Below are 20,476 nucleotides of genomic sequence, written 5' to 3'. Positions count from 1 at the left end.
TTCTGAACACAATTAAATGCCTGAAAAATACCATTTGGACACAGCTTTTTAGAAGAGCTCCAAATGGTATTTTTTTTGCTACTGTGCTGAAAATCAGCCTCTATCAATTTTGTAACTGCTGTTAATTTAGTCCAGCAAATTAGACAAATTATAAATAAGAAGGTGGGGTAAAATATCCCTGAAATACTTTTGTGGATAAAAAATCGTAAGCTAGTTTTGTCTGTTGAAGAATAATGAATAGTTGATTATGAATATACCATTCCGAATGGACGCTAAGTTTTGTTCCTTCTTTAATTACTCAAAAACCTTTTTAGCTATCCTCTTAGCTATCTTATTAAGCGTACCCACTTTAGTATCAGCTCAGGACAGCACGGCTACCGCTGCTGCACCTGCCGGTGGTGGCGACGCTGCGAAAGGTGAGTCAATCTTCAAAAACAACTGTGCCCAGTGCCACGCTCCGACAGATGAACGTGTAGTGGGTCCAGGTTTGAAAGGGGCAAGCTCCCGCCACGATTTTGCATGGCTCACCAAATGGGTACGTAACTCTTCGGCGATGATCGCTTCCGGCGATGCTTACGCTGTCAAGATTTACAACGAGTATTCGAAAGCTCAAATGACGAGCTTTCCGAACCTTTCGGATGATGACATCAAAGCGATCTTTGCATATGTAGACCAGGCGTCTGCTGCTCCTGCTGCTGCGGCGGCCGGTGCTGCTCCTGCTGGCGGCGCAGCAGCTGCGGGTGATGCCAAAGGTGGTGCTCCTTCGGATCTGTTCGTGATTGTGCTGGTTGCGTTGGTAGTAGTAATGGTACTGGTGCTCGGCGTTCTCCTTGTAATCGTATCGCTCCTTTCCAAGGCGGTTAAAGGCGGAGGCGCTGAAACTGAGGCTCCTGCCGGTGAAGGTTTCGGTGGATTGCTGAAAAGAATCGCTGTTGATCCTGCTATCCGCTCTGCAACACTCTGGATTTTCGTCCTGCTCGTTTTGAAATCTACTTTGGACGGCGCGTTTAATGTAGGCGTTCAGCAGGGATACGCGCCTAAGCAACCTATTTCATTCTCTCACAAATTGCACGCAGGCGAGTACAAAATCGACTGTAACTACTGCCACACCGGCGTTAACCGCGGTAAGTCGGCGCACATACCTTCTGCTAACATCTGTATGAACTGCCACGGTGTTATCAAAAAGGAATCTCCTGAAATTCAAAAGATTTATACTTCTATCGAGAACAACCAGCCTATCGAATGGGTGCGCGTTCACAACCTGCCCGACCTGGCTTACTTCAACCACGCACAGCACGTAAACGTGGGTGGGCTGGAATGTCAGAACTGCCACGGCGAAGTTGAGAAAATGGAAGTAATACAGCAACGTTCGTCACTGACGATGGGATGGTGTATTGATTGTCACCGTAAAACTGAGGTAAATACCAAAGACAATCAGTACTACGATAAGCTGGTACAGTTGCACGCTTCCGAAAGCAAAGAGGCTTTGAAGGTAGCGGATATTGGTGGTTTGGAATGTTCTAAGTGCCACTACTAATCAAGAAATTAATACCGGATACAACTCATTGTATTGAATAGTTTTATGGAAAATACTAATAAAAGATACTGGCGGGGACTTGAAGAGTTGAGGAATGACGAAAAGTTTGTCAAAGATGCAAGTTCTGAGTTCCCAAGCGCACCGACCGAAAGTCAGTATGAAAGCCTGGTGGATGGCGTAGGAACCCACCGTCGTGATTTCCTTAAAGTACTGGGTTTTGGAATGGCAGCCGTATCTCTCGCAGCTTGCGAAGCACCGGTTAAAAAGGCTATCCCTTACGTAAACAAGCCCGAGGGCGAATTCCCTACTATCTCTAACTGGTATGCATCCACTTACGCAGAAGGTGGAGATTACGCGAGTATCCTGGTCAAAACCCGTGAGGGACGACCTATTAAAATAGAAAGCAATTCCCTTTCAAAAGTTTCCTGGGGTGTGAGCTCACGCGCACACGCTTCGTTGCTCGGCTTGTACGACAATGAGAAACTGAAAGGTCCTAAAAAAGGAGAAGATACCAAAGTAAGCTGGGAAGCTGTTGACAAGGAGATTGCTGATCAGCTTGGACAAATCGCAGCAAAAGGCGGAGCGATCCGTATCCTTACTTCTACTGTGTTGAGCCCGTCGACCAAGGCGGTAATCGCAGACTTCACCGCAAAATACCCAACCACTACCCACGTGGTTTACGACGCCAACTCTTCTTACGCTATCGTAAAAGGTAATGAGTTGTCATTCGGTAAAGCCGTTATCCCTTCTTACGATTTCAGCAAAGCGAAAGTTATCGTAGGCATCGACGGCGATTTCCTCGGAACATGGCTTGCTCCTGATACTTTCTCTAAACAATTCGCAGATACCCGTCGCGTAAGCAGCGAAAAAGAAGGTAACAAGGAAATGTCCCGTTTGTACCAATTCGAATCGACGCTTTCACTGACCGGAGCCAACGCGGATTACCGTACTTCGGTGAAACCTTCGCAGATTGGTCTGGTTGCGGCTGCGCTATATAACAAGGTAGCAGCGAAGCTGGGCGGTGCTCCTGTTGCAACGGCTGCATTAAACATCGACAACCTGGACAAAGCTGCTGCGGATCTCGTTGCGGCGAAAGGACAGGCATTGGTTGTTTCAGGTGTGAACGATCCTTCGGTACAAGTGGTAGTGAATGCGCTGAACAGCCTGCTGGGAAGCTACGGTTCTACTATCAATCTTGACAAACCCGTAAACTACCGCCAGGGTAACGATATCGCTACCAACCAACTGATCGACGAGATCAAAGGCGGTAAAGTTTCTGCATTGATTTTGTGGGGCGCTAACCCGGTTTACGATCACCCGCGTGGAGCTGAATTGGCATCCGCATTGCCACAGGTTTCGTTGAGCGTGTCTTTCAACGACCGTGCTGATGAAACATCTTCTCTTTTGAAATACATCCTTCCTGCACCGCACTACCTCGAATCATGGGGTGATGCAGAGCCTGTTGCAGGATCATACAGCTTGATGCAGCCAGCGATCAGCCTGATTTTCAGCACTCGCCAGGCGCAATCGTCCCTTTTGAAATGGGCAGGGGCATCCGCTGACTACCACGAGTATGTAAAAGCATACTGGAGAAAGAACATTTTCCCGCAAGCGGGAGGTGGTGACTTCGAGAAATTCTGGGTTAAATCCCTGCACGACGGTGTATTCGATGTAGCTTCGGCTGCTACCGGAGCGGGTGCGACATTCTCCGGAAATCTCGCTGCTGCTGCTGCCGGCATTGCCAAAAGATACAAGGCATCGTCATCAGGTCTCGAACTCGCTATCTTCGAAAACGTGGGTATGGGTACCGGTTTCGCTGCAAACAACCCATGGTTGCAGGAAAACCCTGATCCGATCACAAAGGCTTGCTGGGATAACCACGCAGGTCTTTCACAAAAAACTGCAAAAGAGCTTGGCCTTGCGCAGGGTGATGTAGTGAAAGTAGATGTGAAAGGTAAATCGGTGGAATTGCCAGTCATCATTCAGCCGGGTCTTGCGCAAGGAACCGTTGCAGTTGCTGTCGGTTTTGGCCGTGAGAAAGCTGGTAAATCTGCTAATGGTGTAGGTAAAAATGTATTCCCGTTTGCAACATTTACCGACGGCTTCCTGAACTTCGCTCCGGGCGAGGTAACTGTTTCAAAAACAGGCGAAACCCGCGAAATTGCTCAGACTCAGACGCACAACACGGTAATGAACCGGAAGTCGGTTCTGCAAGAAACCGTACTGGCTCATTTTCAGAAAGATCCGATGGCCGGACGTTTCGTCCCGAAAATCCAGACTTCGGAAGGAGAGGTTGATGCAACCGACCTCTCGCTTTGGAACGGTCACAAATATAAAAACCACTCGTGGGGTATGGTGATCGACTTGAACACGTGCTTCGGTTGCGGATCTTGCGTGATCAGTTGCCAGAACGAGAACAACATTCCGGTTGTTGGCCGTCAGGAAATCATCAATGCCCGTGAAATGCACTGGCTGCGTATCGACCGCTATTACAGCAGCGACGCAGATGTAGAAGACCTGAGAGGATTGGAAATCGCTTCTGAAAATCCGGAAGTTACATTCCAGCCAATGCTTTGCCAGCACTGTAACAATGCTCCTTGCGAGACGGTATGTCCGGTATTGGCTACCACCCACAGCTCCGAGGGCTTGAACCAAATGACTTACAACCGTTGCGTAGGTACCAGATATTGTGCAAACAACTGCCCATATAAAGTACGTCGCTTCAACTGGTTCAAATATTTTGATAACGACAATTTCGATTACAACTTCAACAATGACCTTGGTAAAATGGTCATTAACCCGGATGTAACGGTGCGTTCAAGAGGGGTAATCGAGAAATGCTCGATGTGTGTTCATAGAATCCAGGAAGCTAAGCTGACTGCAAAGAAAGAAAGAAGACGCATTGTCGATGGTGAAGTAAACGTGGCTTGTGCATCTTCTTGCCCAACCGACGCGATTACTTTTGGAGATATGAACGATCCTGAAAGCCGCATTTCGAAATTGCTCGAAGTCGAAAGAGAAGGACGTGCATTCCACATGCTGGAAGAAATCAACGTTCGCCCGCAAATCTCTTACCTCACCAAAATCCGTAATAAGGACGCAGCAGCTGCCAAAGCTGAGAAGGTTGAGAAAGAGCACGCTTAGTATCAGAGTTTAGAATTATTGACGATCCAATCATTATAAATAAATAGTAGTATGCATGTTACTTCACCTGTAAGAGAACCGCTGATCCAAGGTGGGAAAACGTACGCGGACGTAACGGAAGACATATGTCGTCACGTGGAGGCAACTCCAACGAAAGAATGGAAGATTGCTTTCGGACTTTCGCTCATCGTTCTGGCATATGGATCTGTGTGTCTTGCCTGGACCTGGTGGGAAGGCCTCGGAGTTTGGGGTTTGAATAAAACAGTAGGTTGGGCCTGGGACATCACCAACTTCGTATGGTGGGTAGGTATCGGTCACGCGGGAACGCTGATCTCCGCGATCCTCCTACTCTTCCGTCAGAAATGGAGAACTTCCATCAACCGTGCAGCGGAAGCGATGACTATCTTCGCCGTTATTTGTGCTGCTTCATTTATTTTGATGCACATGGGTCGTCCGTGGATGGCTTACTGGGCGCTTCCATTACCCAACGCATTCGGTTCACTTTGGGTTAACTTCAACTCACCACTCGTTTGGGACGTATTCGCGATTAGTACTTATTTCTCCGTATCGTTAGTATTCTGGTACATTGGTCTTATTCCTGACCTTGCTACTATCCGCGACCGCGCTACAAGCAAAGTTTCGAAATTCATGTACGGAACATTTGCAATGGGCTGGGACGGTTCAGCTAAAACCTGGGCACGTTACGAATACATTTCTTTGATCCTTGCGGGTCTTTCTACGCCACTCGTACTTTCGGTACACACCATTGTAAGTATGGACTTTGCTACCTCGGTCATCCCGGGATGGCACACGACGATCTTCCCTCCGTACTTCGTTGCGGGTGCGATCTTCTCCGGCTTCGCGATGGTTCAAAACCTGATGTTGATCACCCGTGTGGTTTACAAATTGGAAGACTACATTACGTTGGAGCACATCGAGACCATGAACAAGGTAATCACGCTTACCGGTTCTGTCGTAGGTGTGGCCTATATCACTGAGTTCTTTATTGCATGGTACGGAGGTGTTGAATACGAATATTACGCATTCTTCAACCGTATGACCGGTCCTTACTGGTGGGCATACTGGGCAATGATGACTTGTAACGTAATCTCTCCACAGCTTTTCTGGTCGAGAAAACTGCGCCGCAGCATTTCGTTTACATTCTTCATCTCGGTGATCGTAAACATCGGTATGTGGTTCGAGCGTTTCGTAATTATCGTAACCTCCCTTCACCGAGACTACGTTCCTTCGAGCTGGACAATGTTCTCGCCAACACGGTACGACATCGGGGACTACATTTTCTCCTTCGGTTTGTTCTTCACATTGTTCCTCCTGTTCTCGAAGTACCTGCCGGTAGTAAACATGGCGGAAGTAAAAGCGGTATTGCGTTCGACATCTGCGCAGTTGCCTGCTAAAATCGCCGGAGTGGCGAAAGTAAGACAGCGCGGAACTGCCGAGCCGGTTTACAATAAGGATCAGGAATAAAAAGCATTGCGTAAAAGCGAATTATAGAGATTATAATTAAGTAATAGTATGGCAGAATTATCTGGTAAATATTTGGTCGGAGTTTACGACGATGACGATACTGTTCTCCACGCGGTTCCCAAGCTGAGAAAGGCCGGTGTGAAAATCAAAGAAGTATACTCTCCATTCCCTATCCACGGGCTGGACGAAGCACTGGGTCACCCAAGAACACGTATCGGTATCGCTGCCTTTATGTTTGGAGTGACAGGTTGCTGCTGCGTGCTGACGCTGATGATCTGGACAATGGGATTTGACTGGCCGATGATCATCGGTGGCAAAGATCCGATCTCGATTCCTAACTATATCCCCATTACATTTGAAGGAACGGTACTTTTCACCGCCTTCGGTATGGTGATCACCTTCTTGATTTCGAATGGCCTCGGACCTGGTACGCATTTCCACCCGCGGTTTGACGTACGCGCCACCGATAACAAGTTTATCATGGCGATCGAAATGAGCAGGAACTCAATGAGCGAGGAAGAAATAGCAAGAGCATTGAAAGACAGCGGAGCGGAAGAAGTCAACATTAAGCAATTCTAATGGCGTTTAAAGCAATGAAATTGAAAAGTTTATATAGATCTCTATTGGTTGCTGCCGTATTGCTTACTGCCGCTGCTGGTTGTAAAAAAGATCCCAACAATCCCGGAAAGGAATACGCACCAAATATGTACCTGCCGGTAGGTTACGAACCATACAAGCAGGAAAAAGCGAACCCGATCAACCCACAGGGATTGACCATGCGTTTGCCGGTGGCTGGTACTGTTGCGAGGCGTAACTATCATACCAAATTCGGCGAATCGGATTCAGCGGTTGTTGACCTCATGGTTTACAACATTCCTGCTGATAGCATCGAGATTGCAGAAAAAGTACTTAAAAATCCAGTTCCTCTGAACGAGAAAACGCTGGCGGAAGGAAAAGTACTTTATGACAGATACTGCCAGCATTGCCACGGTGCTTCCGGTGCCGGCGACGGAAAGGTGGGAGCGATGTACAAAGGTGTTCCGAACTACGCGAGCGATGCTTACAAAAACCTGAATGAAGGACATATTTTCCACGTAATCACACACGGGAAAGCGCGCATGTGGCCTCACGGATCCCAGATCAACCCTGAGGAACGCTGGAAGATCGTACACTACGTACAGAAATTGCAGAAAGGGGCTTAAGTACAATTTTGAAAACAGAGAAATATTTTAAATAATGGCATCAGGACATTCGATTCCTTCTATTGAAGAACGGTTTGAATTTACATCGGGAGCTAAGAGAAGTTTGCTCATTGGTGGCGGTGTAGGACTGGCTCTTGTACTATTAGGAGCATACCTCGCAGCCAATGGCGGTGGTGGTCACGAAGTGGCTGCGCACGGAGCGGAACATGCTGCGGCGGCAGGTCATGCTGCGGCTGAGCACGGAGCGGCGGCTGCGGCACATGGCGCGGACGCTCACGGCGCTGCGGCGGAAGGCGGTCACCACGCGAAAAGCTGGGTGGCACGCATTTGGGCTAACCTTTGGGTAAATGGTGTATATTTTACCGGAATGTCCGTGATCGGGATGTTCTTCCTTTCATATAACTACCTGGCACAAGCTGGCTGGTCGGCGGTATTCAAAAGAGTACCTGAGGCGTTGCCTGCATTTCTTCCCGTAACAGGTGTAGTGTTGATCGCTACTTTCCTTCTCGGCGGACATGACCTGTTCCACTGGACGCACGAGGGGCTTTATGAAGTAGGCGGTCCTGAATATGATAAAATAATCGCTGGTAAGCGTGGCTATCTGAATACGCCTTTCTTCCTGATTCGTCTCGTTGCTTATTTTGCAATCTGGTATTTACTGTGGAACAAGATCCGCAGCCTATCACTGCAGGAAGACGAAATCGGCGGAACTGAGTTCTACGAAAAATCAATCCGTATCGGAACTGCGTTCCTCGTGGTGTTCGGTGTTACATCTTCTACATCTGCCTGGGATTTTGTGATGTCGATCGACACACACTGGTTCAGCACCATGTTCGGTTGGTATACTTTGGCCAGCTGGCACGTAGCTGGTCTGGCGGTGATCACCCTGACAATCGTAATGCTTCGCGAAAGAGGTTATCTGAGAGCGGTTAACACCAGTCACCTGCGCGATCTTGGCAAGTTTGTATTTGCGTTCAGTATTTTCTGGACATATGTGTGGTTCGCACAATTCCTTTTGATCTACTATGCTAACCTTCCGGAAGAAACGATCTATTTCATCGAGCGTTTCCGCGGACACGGAGGATTCTTCAAGGCGCCTTTCTTCATCACGTTGTTCATGAACTTCTTCTTCCCGTTCCTGGTGTTGATGACCCGCGACGCGAAGGGTACGCATTCGATTTTGAAAGTGGCTTGCTGGAGTGTAATCGTCGGACACTGGTTCGATTTCTACACGAACATTATGCCGGGAACGGTTGGTGCTAGCGCTTCGCTTGGACCTTTGGAGTGGGGCTTTTTCCTGATCTTCCTTTGTGCCTTTGCATATTCAATCGCAAACCAGTTGACCAAGGCAAATCTGATCCCGAGAAATCACCCGATGTTGGAGGAGTCTCTGCATCACGATATCGCCTAATTGCAAAACCAGTAAATCATCATGTATATTATTATCGCATTAGTTGCTCTTGTATTTATTGTCCTCACCGGGGTTGTAATATCCAGGCTGCAGGGTGTTCTGAAGAGTATCAACAAAACCGATTCGGAAGAGGTTGAAACATCTGGTAATAAATTCAATGGTGCCATGTTTATTGTGATCCTGATTGGTGGAGCTATTTCTATCACATGGTCATACCTGCATGCACGTGAATTTTTCCTTCCTGAGGCGTCTTCTATTCATGGAAGAAGAACCGACGACCTGTTCTGGTTCTCGATGGGAATCCTTACCATTCCTTTCATCATTGTAAACTTCCTTGTATTCTTCTTTGCCTGGAAATACCAGCATAAAAAGGGACACAGAGCTACATTCTATCCCGAAAACCACAAGCTGGAATTGATCTGGACTATCATCCCTGCTATTGTGATGGCATTGCTGGTATTCACAGGCTGGAAAGCATGGTCGGATATCACTGCAGAAGCGCCACGGGATGCAGAAGTGATTGAGATTACTGGCAAGCAGTTTAACTGGATTGCCCGTTATGGCGGCGTTGATAATAACAAGCTCGGTGATTATAACTACAAACTGATTGACGCACAAAACGAAGTGGGTATCGACTTGTCAGACGAAAACTCTTTCGACGACTTTACGAACCCTTCTGAAATGCACATTCCCGTAGGCCGTCCGGTACTGTTGAAAATCCGCGCTCGTGACGTGTTGCACAGCGTATTCATTCCTCACATGCGAGTGAAAATGGATGCGGTTCCAGGTATGCCGACCAAATTCTGGTTCGTACCGGACAAAACGACAGCCGATATGCGTGCTGAAACCGGCAACCCGAAATTTGACTACGAGATTGCTTGTACGGAGGTATGTGGACAAGGTCACTTTTCAATGAAGATGAGATTGATCGTAGACGACGAGGCTACATACAAAAAATGGGTTTCAGAACAGGCTACTTTCCTGTCGACCTACCCAGAGTATCTTGCAAAAGTTCCTGAGAACCTGAAAGCAAAGGCGATGAAGTATGTGCCTGCCGAAGCAGCTGCTCCTGCTGCTGACAGCTCAGCAACATCAGCTGGCGGTGCCGGAGCAAATACTAGTCTACGATAATTCTATTAATTAAAATACAATAAAAGTATATGTCAGCTATTGAAGGATTGGAAACAGCTCACCACCACGCAGACGAGCATGACCACCACCACGAAGCACAAAGCTTTTGGCAGAAATATATATTTTGTGAAGATCACAAGGTAATTGCCAAACAGTATCTGATCACGGGTATTTTGTGGGCTGTTATCGGGATTACCATGTCGGTGATCTTCCGTATCCAGCTCGGTTTACCTGATTCTAACCTGTCATGGTTGAAGCCTGTCCTTGGTGGCTGGATCAGCGACGCAGGTAAGCTGGATCCGAACTTCTATCTGGCTTTGGTTACAATGCACGGTACCATCATGGTATTCTTTGTATTGACGGCCGGTCTGAGCGGTACTTTCAGTAACTTCCTTATCCCGCTTCAAATCGGAGCGCGTGACATGGCGTCGGGTTTCATGAACATGCTGTCTTACTGGTTCTTCTTCCTGGCCAGCATTATCATGTTCGCTTCGTTGTTCCTGCAACAAGGACCTGCGGCAGGTGGCTGGGTAATTTACCCTCCATTGAGCGCATTGCCACAGGCGCACCCAGGCTCGGGCATGGGTATGACGTTGTGGTTGGCTAGTATGGCGCTCTTTATTGTTTCCCAGTTGTTGGGTGGTATCAACTACATTACTACTGTCATTAACCTGCGTACAAGAGGTATGTCTTTCGATCGCCTGCCTCTGACGATCTGGTCATTCCTGATCACTGCGGTGCTGGGTCTGATTTCCTTCCCTGTATTGCTTTCATCCGTATTGCTGCTGATCTTCGACCGTCATTTCGGTACCAGCTTCTATCTTTCCGACATTTACATCAATGGTGAAGCGCTGCCAAACGTGGGTGGTAGCCCGATCTTGTTCCAGCACTTGTTCTGGTTCCTTGGTCACCCCGAAGTATATATCGTATTGCTTCCGGCTTTGGGTATTACATCCGAAGTGATCGCGACGAACTCGCGCAAGCCGATCTTCGGTTACCGTGCGATGATCGCATCCATGCTCGGTATCGCATTCCTTGCATTTATCGTATGGGCGCACCACATGTTCGTAACAGGTATGAACCCATTCCTCGGATCGGTCTTTATGTTCCTGACATTGATTATCGCGGTACCTTCTGCTGTGAAAGGTTTTAACTACATTACAACACTCTGGAAAGGTAACATCGTTTTTACTCCGGGTATGTTGTTCTCAATCGGTCTGGTTTCCTTGTTCGTATCAGGTGGTTTGACTGGTATCATTCTGGGTAACAGTGCATTGGATATTCAGTTGCACGATACTTACTTCGTAGTAGCGCACTTCCACCTGGTAATGGGTGCTGCATCGGCATTCGGTCTTTTCGCAGGGGTTTACCACTGGTTCCCTAAAATGTTCGGCCGTATGATGAACACCTCGTTGGGCCAGGTTCACTTCTGGTTGACGTTCATCGGAATTTACCTGGTGTTTATTCCAATGCACTACGTAGGTATCGCGGGCTTCCCTCGTCGTTATTACCAGTTCACCAGCTACGACTTTACGCATAAGTTCATGGATATGAACATGTTTATCTCTATTGCGGCGATATTCACGTTCCTTGCGCAGTTTGTATTCCTCTGGAACTTTTTTTACAGCATTTTCAAAGGAAGAAGAGCTCCACAAAACCCATGGCGTTCAAACACGCTCGAATGGACCGCTCCTATTATTCCGGGTCACGGAAACTGGGAAGGCGAAATTCCTGCGGTATATCGTTGGTCATATGATTACAGCAAACCGGGTGCGAAAGAGGACTTCATTCCTCAGAACATCCCGTATTCTCAAACACCTGAATCGAACTTCCCTCATGAGAATGAGCTGATCGCGACCGAAAAGGTGATTGAGTCACAAAACTTCAATGACCAGTTCAAAACACATCATTGATCTTAAAGCGAATCGCCGGTTCCGGCGATTCGCTTTAAATACACTCATTTCGCTGTATCTGGTAGTAATAGCAGGCGGCGTCGTGAGAAGCACAGGCTCAGGAATGGGCTGTCCCGACTGGCCTAAATGCTTCGGCAGATGGGTCCCTCCTACCGAAGCATCACAACTTCCTCCCAATTACAAGGAGATTTACGGTGCGAAGCTGAAAGGAGAAGTCGAGTTTAATGCGACGAAAACCTGGACAGAGTACGTAAACAGGCTTGTAGGAGCGCTCACAGGTGTCATCATTTTTCTGATGCTGCTGGCCTCCATTCCTTTTCTTAAATCGGGAAACAAGCAAATATTCTTTTGGAGCCTCGCAGCTTTCCTGTTGACGGGCTTTCAAGGCTGGCTCGGTGCGAAAGTAGTTTCTTTCGAGTTGCACCCGCTGATCGTCACGGTACACATGCTACTTGCCATAGTGATCATTTTCATCGTGCTGTACGTGTTTACGTGGGCTGGCTATGTCGAAAAGGTGCTTACGCTGCGTGAAGGCAGCGAGAAAGTGCTCAGCGGAATTGGTATCGCAGTAATGGCGCTTTCGTTGTTCCAGATTCTGCTCGGAACGCAAGTTCGTGAAGCGATGGATGTGGTGATCATGCGACTCGGTTACGGAGCCCGGTCACAATGGATCGATGAATTAGGCGCTAATTTTTACATACACCGGTCATTTTCAATCCTGGTCTTTGTTGTGAATGCAATCTGGATCAACAAAGTTTTGAAAACCGGAAACCAGGGGACGGTAGCGGGTAAAATCGCCAAAGCCTGCTTCTGGATATTGATAGCGGAGATCGCAACGGGTGTAATCATGGCATATTTCGGGGTTCCCGCATTTGCACAGCCTGTTCACCTTACGTTCGCCATCCTTTTAATCGGCTTGCAGTTTATCGTATGGCTGGTTGTGAATGGTAAGAAGTATTTAAAATATGAAGGCGTGGCCGCGACGGCTGGTAGCCAGTTTTAGAATTTTCAATTTCTGTAATAATGATTTCAGTAGAGGAAAGTGCAAGCGGGGTTGGGAAGATCAGAGAGAGATTAGGGGTTTTATTTGAATTACTCAAATTCCGGTTAGCGTCGTTGATTGCGTTCTCCGGGGCTATGGGATATTGCCTGGGTTCGCGGGATGTTAAAACCGGTGACCTCATACTTTTTGTGTTAGCGTCGATCGGTATTACCGGTGCTGCGAATATTATCAACCAGATTTTGGAAAAGGATCTGGATAAAATGATGAAAAGAACGGCTTCACGGCCGTTGCCAAGTGGAAGAATTACCGTGGAGCAAGCTGCTATCTGGGCGGTGATCCTCGGTGTAGCTTCGCTGGTGATATTTGTGATGGTATTTAACCTGACAACGGGGCTTATTTCCCTGCTGTCGCTGGTGCTTTACGGCTTCGTTTACACGCCGTTGAAGCGCGTCGGTCCGATTGCGGTGTTCGTGGGGGCATTCCCGGGGGCATTTCCTCCGATGATCGGTTGGGTTGCGGCAACCAACCATTTTGGTTTGGAACCCGGTATCCTGTTTGCGATCCAGTTCTTCTGGCAATTCCCGCATTTCTGGGCCATTGCATGGGTGCTGGACGAAGATTACAAAAGAGCAGGTTTCAAATTGTTGCCCGCCAATGGTTTGAAAGACTCTGATACGACTTTGCAAATTATGATCTATACTCTGTTCCTGCTTCCTATCGGCTGGTTACCGTACGAACTGGGAATGACGGGTATTAATTCCGCATTCATTGCGACGGTTTTCGGGGTATTGTTCCTCGCGCAGACGTTCCACCTCATGCGCACGTGTACGGACAAGACGGCGAAGCAACTGATGTTCGGATCGTTCATTTACCTGCCTATCGTACAGATTGCTTTTTTGTTGGATAAATTGTGATATCGAATTGAGAGAAAATGGAAAACGTTCAGCAATATAAATTGGAAAGAGAGCCGCAGGAAACGTTGGCGATGGACCCGAAGAAGTTTATTCTATGGCTGTTCCTCGTAACGATCATCATGCTTTTCGCCTCTCAGAGCAGCGCCTACCTCGTGCGTCGCGCAGAAGGTAACTGGCTCGAATTTGAAATGCCGAAGATATTCTGGTATAGCACGGTGGTGCTCATAATGAGCAGTGTAGCGATGCAATGGGCCTATTTTTCGGCAAAAAAAGATCAGTTCCAACAATTGAAAATAGCAATTTCTATTACTTTTGTACTCGGCCTGATCTTCCTTTATATGCAATTTCAGGGCTGGAAAGAGCTGGTGGCGATGAATGTCTATTTTGTAGGAAACCCGTCCGGCTCGTTCTTTTACGTGTTCACCGGGCTTCACGGCTTCCACATCATTACCGGCTTGATTGTTTTGGTATTCGCATTGATTTCAGCATTTAAGTTGAACATGCATTCCAAAAATCTGAGAAGAATTCAGATCAGTGCTACTTACTGGCACTTTTTGGATATACTCTGGTTATACCTTTTTGTTTTTTTATTGACCTTTAATTAATAATTTTTTATCAATGGCGGCACATGTAACAACACCCGGCGCGGTAGAACCCAAAATGTGGTTGGGGGGTATTGAGCCTATGAAAGCAAGTTACGGTAAACTGATGATGTGGTTCTTCCTCATCTCGGATACCTTTACTTTCTCTGCCTTGCTGGTGGCATATGGTACAGCCCGGTTTAGTTTCCCTGCATTCACCGGAAAACACGAAGATTTTACCTTCTCCAACATGTACTGGCCGGTACCTGAAAGGGTTTACGAAGCGGTACCATTCCTGCACGGTGTTTCGCTGCCGCTGGTATTCGTTGGAATCATGACATTCATCCTCATCGCGAGCTCCGTTACAATGGTACTTGCAGTAGAGGCCGGTCACCGCATGGACCGTGCGAATGTTGAGAAATATATGCTTTGGACAATTCTCGGCGGTTTTACCTTCCTTGGTTGCCAGGCTTGGGAATGGAGCCACTTCATCCACGGAACCGATGCAGGTACCGTAATGAAAGTGATCGAACACGGTACCTGGGTTGAGAAAACCATTTTCGGTGCTAACCTGACGGAGAACCAATACGGCCCTCCTGCATTTGCCGACTTTTTCTTCTTCATCACCGGTTTCCACGGAACGCACGTATTCTCGGGTGTGATCCTGAATATCCTGATCTTCTTCCGTGCCGCGACAGGTTTCTACGATAAGAGAGGTAGCTACGAAATGGTTGAGAAAGTAGGTCTTTACTGGCACTTTGTGGATCTGGTTTGGGTGTTTGTATTTACATTCTTCTACCTGGTTTAATTTATAGGACAATATTTAAAATTGAAGTAAAATGGCGGAAGTACATCATCACCACGTACATAACCAGGATCCCGAAGCAGGAGCAGAGCAGCGTAAAGCAATCTGGAAAACGTTTTGGATTCTCTTGATCATCACCTCTCTCGAGTTCTTGATCGCATTTACAGTTCCCCATGGCGTGCTCAAAGTTTCGATCTTTATCGTCATGACGATCGTGAAAGCATTCTATATCGTGGGGGAATTCATGCACTTGAAACATGAAACAAAAACGCTGATCTGGTCGATACTCGTGCCGGTTATATTCGTCGCCTGGTTGATCCTGGCACTCCTGCTTGAAGGAAATGCGATTTTCGAAGCGATTTTTGGATAGTAAAATAGAATGAAGAAATTCCCCAAAGCCGGATTACTGATCGTCACGTTAGTAATACCGGCTTTGATTTTTGCTTTACTGAAACTGTTCGGGACGAACCATTACGACCTGCCATACTTCGTGGCGGAAAAGGATGGTAGCGGCTCGATCGTCGTGCAAAATGGCGATACGGTGTTTCATCAGGTTTCGGCGGATTGCGGTGTGTTCGGCGGTGTAAACCTGGACGGAAGATTGACCATCGTAAGCCGAATGCCCTCGGAATGCGGAGAGCCTTGTGATAGGGCGGTCGATGAAATAGCCCGCATTGTCGCATTGAAAGCTGCGATCCCGGAATTGCAAGTGTTGGTGATTGCGACCGATACTGTGAGACGCGGAGGGTGGCAATCGGTAAAGGCGGATAGTGTGACGATTGCAAACTGTTTTTTAAAAGAACTGACAGATGCAGCCAAGGGAAGCGACGCCCTGAATGGACGGGCAGGTCAGCTTGTGCTGATTGACCGTAACAGGCAGGTGAGAGGCTTTTATAAAGCCGGAGATGGAGAGGAGACCGACCGGCTGATGGCCGAGATCAAGATCCTCGATTATGAAAAAAAGAATGAGAAATAAGTGAGTATGGCTACATTAACAATCGAAAGAAAACCGAAGTACGAGCGTATCATTAATATTCTGGCAGTCGTCATTCCGGTGGTGGTTGCATTGCTGCTGGGAATCCGGCAGAAGATTGACCTCGGCGCGTGGACGAAGGTGCTCCCGCACGTGATTGGCGTAATTAACACCCTGACGGCTATGTTGCTCATCATGGGTTATTACTTTATCAAGCAAAAGAATGTAATGGCACACCGGCAGACGATGACGGCAGCATTCGCGCTTGGTTCGGTGTTTCTGGTATGTTATGTGCTTTATCACATTTCCAATGAGGCGACTCCGTTCGGCGGGACGGGATTTATCCGACCTGTTTATTACTTTTTGCTGATCTCGCATATTGTGTTGTCGATCGGAGTCGTTTGGTTTGTATTACGAGCGGTGTATTTCGGATATACCAATCAAATCGCCGAACACCGGAAGGCGGTGAAATGGGCCATGCCGATCTGGCTTTATGTGAGTGTTACCGGTGTAATCGTTTACTTGATGATTAGTCCTTATTACGTATGAAAAAGTTTTTGGCAATATCCGGATTGGTGATCATGTTCGTTCTGAACAGCGCGGGCACCTTTGCGCAATGCGCGATGTGCCGCGGATCCGTAGAAAGCTCGATGGGTAACGGGCGCAACAATGTAGGTGTCGGATTGAACACGGGTATTATGTTCCTCTTTGTGATCCCCTACATCCTCGTCGCGGTGATCGGTTACCTTTGGTACCGCAATTCCAAGCGGGCACAAGCCGAGCGCCAGTTCGTAGCGGCACGCGTGCGTTCTGCATACGAGAACTGATTTGCAAAGAAGATATTCAAAGGCAGGGCCGCGCGGTTCTGCCTTTTTTTGTGCGTTGTGTTTTACAAAATATTCCTTTGTAGTGGCGTAGATAATGCATTGCGCGTCTTTAAAGAAAAACATCGTCCTGTTATGCTCCGGATTCTACTCGCGGCCCTTCTGATATTCGCCCAGTTTGCCCAGAGCAATGCCCAAAAATTGTCGACCTCCAAACCCTGGACGTACTGGTGGTGGATGGGTAGTGCAGTTACCAAGGCGGATATAACGGCTCAGCTGGAATATTTCAGCAAATCGGGGCTTGGCGGCGTGCACATTATTCCGATTTATGGGGTGAAGGGATATGAAAAAGCCGCACTTCCATTTCTGGGAAATCAATGGCTGGAAGTAATGCAGCATACCGTGAGCGAAGGCAAGCGCCTTGGATTAGGGGTGGACATGACCACAGGTACCGGCTGGCCGTTTGGCGGTCCGAATGTGACTGCCGTAACTGCTGCACAAAACATGACTGTCGTGGATGGGAAACCTGTGGTAAAACCAACAGGGCAGAAGGTGAAGCGGGCTGCTCCCGGTGGGGAAGGATTGGTTTTGGATCCATTCAATGCCGATGGAATGTCGCAATATCTCTCCCGGTTTGATTCAGCATTCAGTAAGGCTTCCGCGAAGCCAAGGGCTATGTATAATGACTCCTATGAAGCGTATAGCGCCAACTGGACGAAGGATTTTGCAAAAGAATTTCAATCCCGCCGGAAATATGACCTGCTAGGAAAGCTGCCATTATTGAACGACTCGACCGGAAATGCAGAGGCTACATTAGTCAAAATAGATTATCACCAGACATTGGCCGAGTTACTGCTGGAACGGTATGCAAAGCCCTGGACAGACTGGAGTCGCGCACACGGATTCGTGACGCGCTACCAGGCGCACGGATCGCCCGGTAACCTGCTTGACCTTTACGAGGTTGCGGATATCCCGGAAACGGAATCATTTGGCACAAGTCGTTTTAATATTCCCGGCCTGCGCGTGGATCCGGATTATTCGATTGATCAGTTCGGAACGCCGAATCCGCTGGCGATGAAATTCGCTTCTTCTGCCGCAAATTTGTCTGGAAAGAAATTGGTAAGTTCTGAGACCGGTACCTGGCTCGCGAACCACTTCAAGGTTTCATTGTCTCAAATCAAGCCGCAAATCGATGAGCTTTTTACGGCGGGTATTAACCACGTTTTTTATCATGGCACTACCTATTCGCCAGAAAGAGAAGGCTTTCCCGGCTGGCTGTTTTATGCCTCTACCAATTTTGGCAAAACATCCCATTTCGCCGAACATCTCCCGCTGCTGAACCGGTATGTAGACCTATGTCAACGTCTCTTGCAGAACAGTAAGCCGGATAACGATGTGCTGGTCTACTTTCCGATTCACGATTTATGGGCTACCAAGGCTAAATCGGGAGGTGGCGTGCATCTGCTCGAAGTACATCACGTAGATCGCTGGTTGCTGGATCTGCCTTTTGGAAAGCTGTCTGAAAGGCTTTGGAAGGAAGGTTATGCATTCGATTTTGTGTCGGACTTGCAATTGAAGAAATTTACGGTGGAGGCGAACGGTGTTTTGAATTCGGGGAATGCGACTTATAAGACTTTGCTCATTCCGTCGACAACCTATTTGCCCGAAGAGACTTTGAAAGAGTTGCAACGCCTGGCTAGTGCCGGTGCTAAAATCGTTTTTGATCAAAAGTTGCCTGCTACGGTGACGGGTAATGCAAACCATGGCGGGCGCCAACAGGCATTTAGCGAGGTTTTAACACGACTTTCGAAACTCAAAAACGTGAAAGTTTCTATGGACCTTCATGCGGACCTTGCCGCGAATGGAGTTGTGCAGGAGCAGCTGGCCGGGAAGGGACTGACTTTTATCCGCAAGAAACAAGGCGAAGGGATACCACTTTATTTCGTGGCGAACCTCGGCAATACATTCTCCGAGGGCTGGGTAAAGGTCGGGAAAGGGGGACAATTCTTCCAATCAGATCCGCTCAGTGGTGTATCAACGTTTAAAACGCGCGGCTCCAAAGGAAGTGAGGAGATTTTCCTGCGCCTCTTGCCGGGAGAATCATGCTTTTTGACGACATCCGCAGACGGTCGCGACGCGCCGGTAGTGAGCAGCTCAGGCAAGCATTTCGACATTAAAGGTGAATGGGAGCTCGCTTTTTTAAATGGTAAACCCAAGTTGCCTGCTCCTGCGCAATTAACAGAACTGACTTCCTGGACGGCATTACCGGATTCTGCGGCCTACTTCTCAGGCAAAGCGCGCTACCGCATTACTTTCGACTTGCCGGGCCCGGCGGCAACTTATGCAAATGCGGCACTGGATTTGGGAGACGTGCGCGAGGTTGCAAGCGTGAAGCTGAACGGGAAGGATCTCGGCGTCGCATGGCACATACCATTCATACTCCCTGTGGGAAATGCATTGAAGTCGAAAGGTAACGTCCTTGAAATTGAAGTAACCAACCTTTCGGCCAACTACATGCGCCTCCGCGACCAGCAGCAGCCCGACTGGAAGAAATTCTATGATATTAATATAGTCGATATCACGTACAAAAAATTTGATGCTACCCGATGGCAGCCGATGCCCTCTGGCTTGCTTGGGCCGGTGAAGCTGCTTTACTAACGCATTACTCCCAAAGCGGATAATGTTCCAGCTGGATTTGCCGGCCAAAGAATATGTTGGTGGATTGCTCAAATGACAGTGTGTAATCCGACACATAGAACTGTCGTTTGCCTTCGCCTTTCTCGTTGATCAGATAGTGCTGTTCGAGCCAGGCTTTCAGCGATCGCGCGACGATTTCCGAGGTGTCGAGCGTCTCTACCGTATCGCCGTAGAATTTGCGGATCTGCGTTTTGATCAGCGGATAATGCGTGCAACCGAGTATCAACGCCTCAATGCCACTCAGAGACGGATCAGAGAGATAGTTGGCAATGACACTTTCACTGATATTGTTGTCGAAAAAACCTTCCTCGATCATAGGTGCGAGCAATGGCGTAGCGAGGGATTTCAGGTGGATGTTGCGATCCAACGCATCAACTTTCTTTTTATACACATTGGAAAGAACCGTCTGCTTGGTGCCGATCAGGCCGATGGTTTTACCTTCATAATGCTCCTTCACATAGTCCACTACCGGATCGATCACATTCAAAACCTTCGCTTTGCTTCCCACGTACTCACGCACGAGCTCGTACGCGGCCGCGGACGCGGAGTTACAGGCGATGAGAATCAGCTTGCAGTTTTGCTGTAAAAGCATATTGCAGATTTTGATCGAATAGGCCTGAATGGCAGCCGTCGATTTATCGCCGTAAGGCAAATGCGCCGTATCGCCGAAATAGATGGTGTTTTCCTGGGGAAGCAACCGGGTTACGGCACTGGCGACGGTCATACCGCCGATTCCACTGTCAAAAATTCCGATGGGCGCAGAGGAGTCGAGCATTGGAGAAAAGTCCTTTTGGTGGTCAAAGAGTGATATTCACATCAAAGCTAAAAAATATATCAAAAAACTTTTCCGGCACAT

The 20,476-nt window shown here is 48.0% G+C and carries 18 protein-coding genes; 17 read left to right on the top strand and 1 reads right to left on the bottom strand.

Annotated elements, in window-relative coordinates; all coding sequences use genetic code 11:
• The first annotated feature begins 265 nt into the window (after positions 1 to 265).
• The 17 genes from ACQ4MZ_RS25845 to ACQ4MZ_RS25765 all read left to right on the top strand — a co-directional run bounded on the left by ACQ4MZ_RS25845 (position 266) and on the right by ACQ4MZ_RS25765 (position 19,581).
• Positions 266 to 1,537 (top strand): c-type cytochrome, encoded by a 1,272-nt coding sequence (locus ACQ4MZ_RS25845; RefSeq protein WP_430850015.1) that lies wholly within the window; start codon positions 266 to 268, stop codon positions 1,535 to 1,537.
• Between the two features lie 45 nt (positions 1,538 to 1,582).
• On the top strand, positions 1,583 to 4,681 hold the full coding sequence (locus ACQ4MZ_RS25840; protein ID WP_430850013.1) for a TAT-variant-translocated molybdopterin oxidoreductase: 3,099 nt from the start codon (positions 1,583 to 1,585) through the stop codon (positions 4,679 to 4,681).
• A gap of 51 nt (positions 4,682 to 4,732) precedes the next feature.
• On the top strand, positions 4,733 to 6,166 hold the full coding sequence (gene nrfD / locus ACQ4MZ_RS25835; protein WP_430850011.1) for an NrfD/PsrC family molybdoenzyme membrane anchor subunit: 1,434 nt from the start codon (positions 4,733 to 4,735) through the stop codon (positions 6,164 to 6,166).
• A 48-nt stretch (positions 6,167 to 6,214) separates the two neighbouring features.
• Positions 6,215 to 6,745, top strand: a complete 531-nt coding sequence (locus ACQ4MZ_RS25830; RefSeq protein WP_309988175.1) for a DUF3341 domain-containing protein — start codon at positions 6,215 to 6,217, stop codon at positions 6,743 to 6,745.
• The gene (locus ACQ4MZ_RS25825; RefSeq protein ID WP_430850008.1) at positions 6,745 to 7,368 is read left to right on the top strand and encodes a c-type cytochrome; all 624 of its coding nucleotides are present in this window, start codon (positions 6,745 to 6,747) and stop codon (positions 7,366 to 7,368) included. The genes ACQ4MZ_RS25830 and ACQ4MZ_RS25825 overlap by 1 nt, the downstream gene beginning before the upstream one ends.
• 34 nt (positions 7,369 to 7,402) lie before the next feature.
• Complete coding sequence (locus ACQ4MZ_RS25820; protein ID WP_430850006.1) at positions 7,403 to 8,779, top strand: quinol:cytochrome C oxidoreductase; 1,377 nt, start codon at positions 7,403 to 7,405, stop codon at positions 8,777 to 8,779.
• Positions 8,780 to 8,800: 21 nt separating this feature from the next.
• The gene (locus tag ACQ4MZ_RS25815; protein ID WP_430850004.1) at positions 8,801 to 9,910 is read left to right on the top strand and encodes a cytochrome c oxidase subunit II; all 1,110 of its coding nucleotides are present in this window, start codon (positions 8,801 to 8,803) and stop codon (positions 9,908 to 9,910) included.
• 29 nt (positions 9,911 to 9,939) lie between these two features.
• Entirely contained in the window at positions 9,940 to 11,823 is a 1,884-nt protein-coding gene (locus tag ACQ4MZ_RS25810; RefSeq protein ID WP_430850002.1) for a cytochrome c oxidase subunit I, read from the top strand.
• Positions 11,798 to 12,826, top strand: coding sequence for a COX15/CtaA family protein (locus ACQ4MZ_RS25805; protein WP_430850000.1), 1,029 nt, complete (start codon positions 11,798 to 11,800; stop codon positions 12,824 to 12,826). Before ACQ4MZ_RS25810 ends, ACQ4MZ_RS25805 begins: the two co-directional genes overlap by 26 nt.
• A 20-nt stretch (positions 12,827 to 12,846) precedes the next feature.
• Positions 12,847 to 13,740, top strand: coding sequence for a heme o synthase (gene cyoE, locus ACQ4MZ_RS25800; RefSeq protein ID WP_430849998.1), 894 nt, complete (start codon positions 12,847 to 12,849; stop codon positions 13,738 to 13,740).
• Positions 13,741 to 13,757: 17 nt separating this feature from the next.
• Positions 13,758 to 14,345 (top strand): cytochrome c oxidase subunit 3, encoded by a 588-nt coding sequence (locus tag ACQ4MZ_RS25795; RefSeq protein WP_430849996.1) that lies wholly within the window; start codon positions 13,758 to 13,760, stop codon positions 14,343 to 14,345.
• A gap of 13 nt (positions 14,346 to 14,358) precedes the next feature.
• Positions 14,359 to 15,129: a cytochrome c oxidase subunit 3 gene (locus tag ACQ4MZ_RS25790; RefSeq protein ID WP_430849994.1), complete on the top strand. Its 771-nt coding sequence runs from the start codon at positions 14,359 to 14,361 to the stop codon at positions 15,127 to 15,129.
• Positions 15,130 to 15,160: 31 nt separating this feature from the next.
• Positions 15,161 to 15,496, top strand: a complete 336-nt coding sequence (locus ACQ4MZ_RS25785; RefSeq protein ID WP_430849992.1) for a cytochrome C oxidase subunit IV family protein — start codon at positions 15,161 to 15,163, stop codon at positions 15,494 to 15,496.
• 9 nt (positions 15,497 to 15,505) lie between these two features.
• Positions 15,506 to 16,102: a hypothetical protein gene (locus ACQ4MZ_RS25780; RefSeq protein WP_430849990.1), complete on the top strand. Its 597-nt coding sequence runs from the start codon at positions 15,506 to 15,508 to the stop codon at positions 16,100 to 16,102.
• Positions 16,103 to 16,108: 6 nt separating this feature from the next.
• On the top strand, positions 16,109 to 16,648 hold the full coding sequence (locus tag ACQ4MZ_RS25775) for a DUF420 domain-containing protein (RefSeq protein ID WP_430849988.1): 540 nt from the start codon (positions 16,109 to 16,111) through the stop codon (positions 16,646 to 16,648).
• Entirely contained in the window at positions 16,645 to 16,926 is a 282-nt protein-coding gene (locus tag ACQ4MZ_RS25770) for a hypothetical protein (protein ID WP_430849986.1), read from the top strand. The genes ACQ4MZ_RS25775 and ACQ4MZ_RS25770 overlap by 4 nt, the downstream gene beginning before the upstream one ends.
• A gap of 132 nt (positions 16,927 to 17,058) precedes the next feature.
• Complete coding sequence (locus tag ACQ4MZ_RS25765) at positions 17,059 to 19,581, top strand: glycosyl hydrolase (RefSeq protein WP_430849984.1); 2,523 nt, start codon at positions 17,059 to 17,061, stop codon at positions 19,579 to 19,581.
• A 4-nt stretch (positions 19,582 to 19,585) separates the two neighbouring features.
• Here the strand turns inward: ACQ4MZ_RS25765 and murI are convergent, their stop codons facing one another.
• Positions 19,586 to 20,395: a glutamate racemase gene (murI, locus tag ACQ4MZ_RS25760; RefSeq protein WP_430849982.1), complete on the bottom strand. Its 810-nt coding sequence runs from the start codon at positions 20,393 to 20,395 to the stop codon at positions 19,586 to 19,588.
• Between the last annotated feature and the right edge of the window lie 81 nt (positions 20,396 to 20,476).

This window comes from Dyadobacter sp. BHUBP1, assembly GCF_050587785.1.
Lineage (GTDB): Bacteria > Bacteroidota > Bacteroidia > Cytophagales > Spirosomataceae > Dyadobacter.
This window is presented reverse-complemented; position numbering and strand designations above follow the sequence as displayed.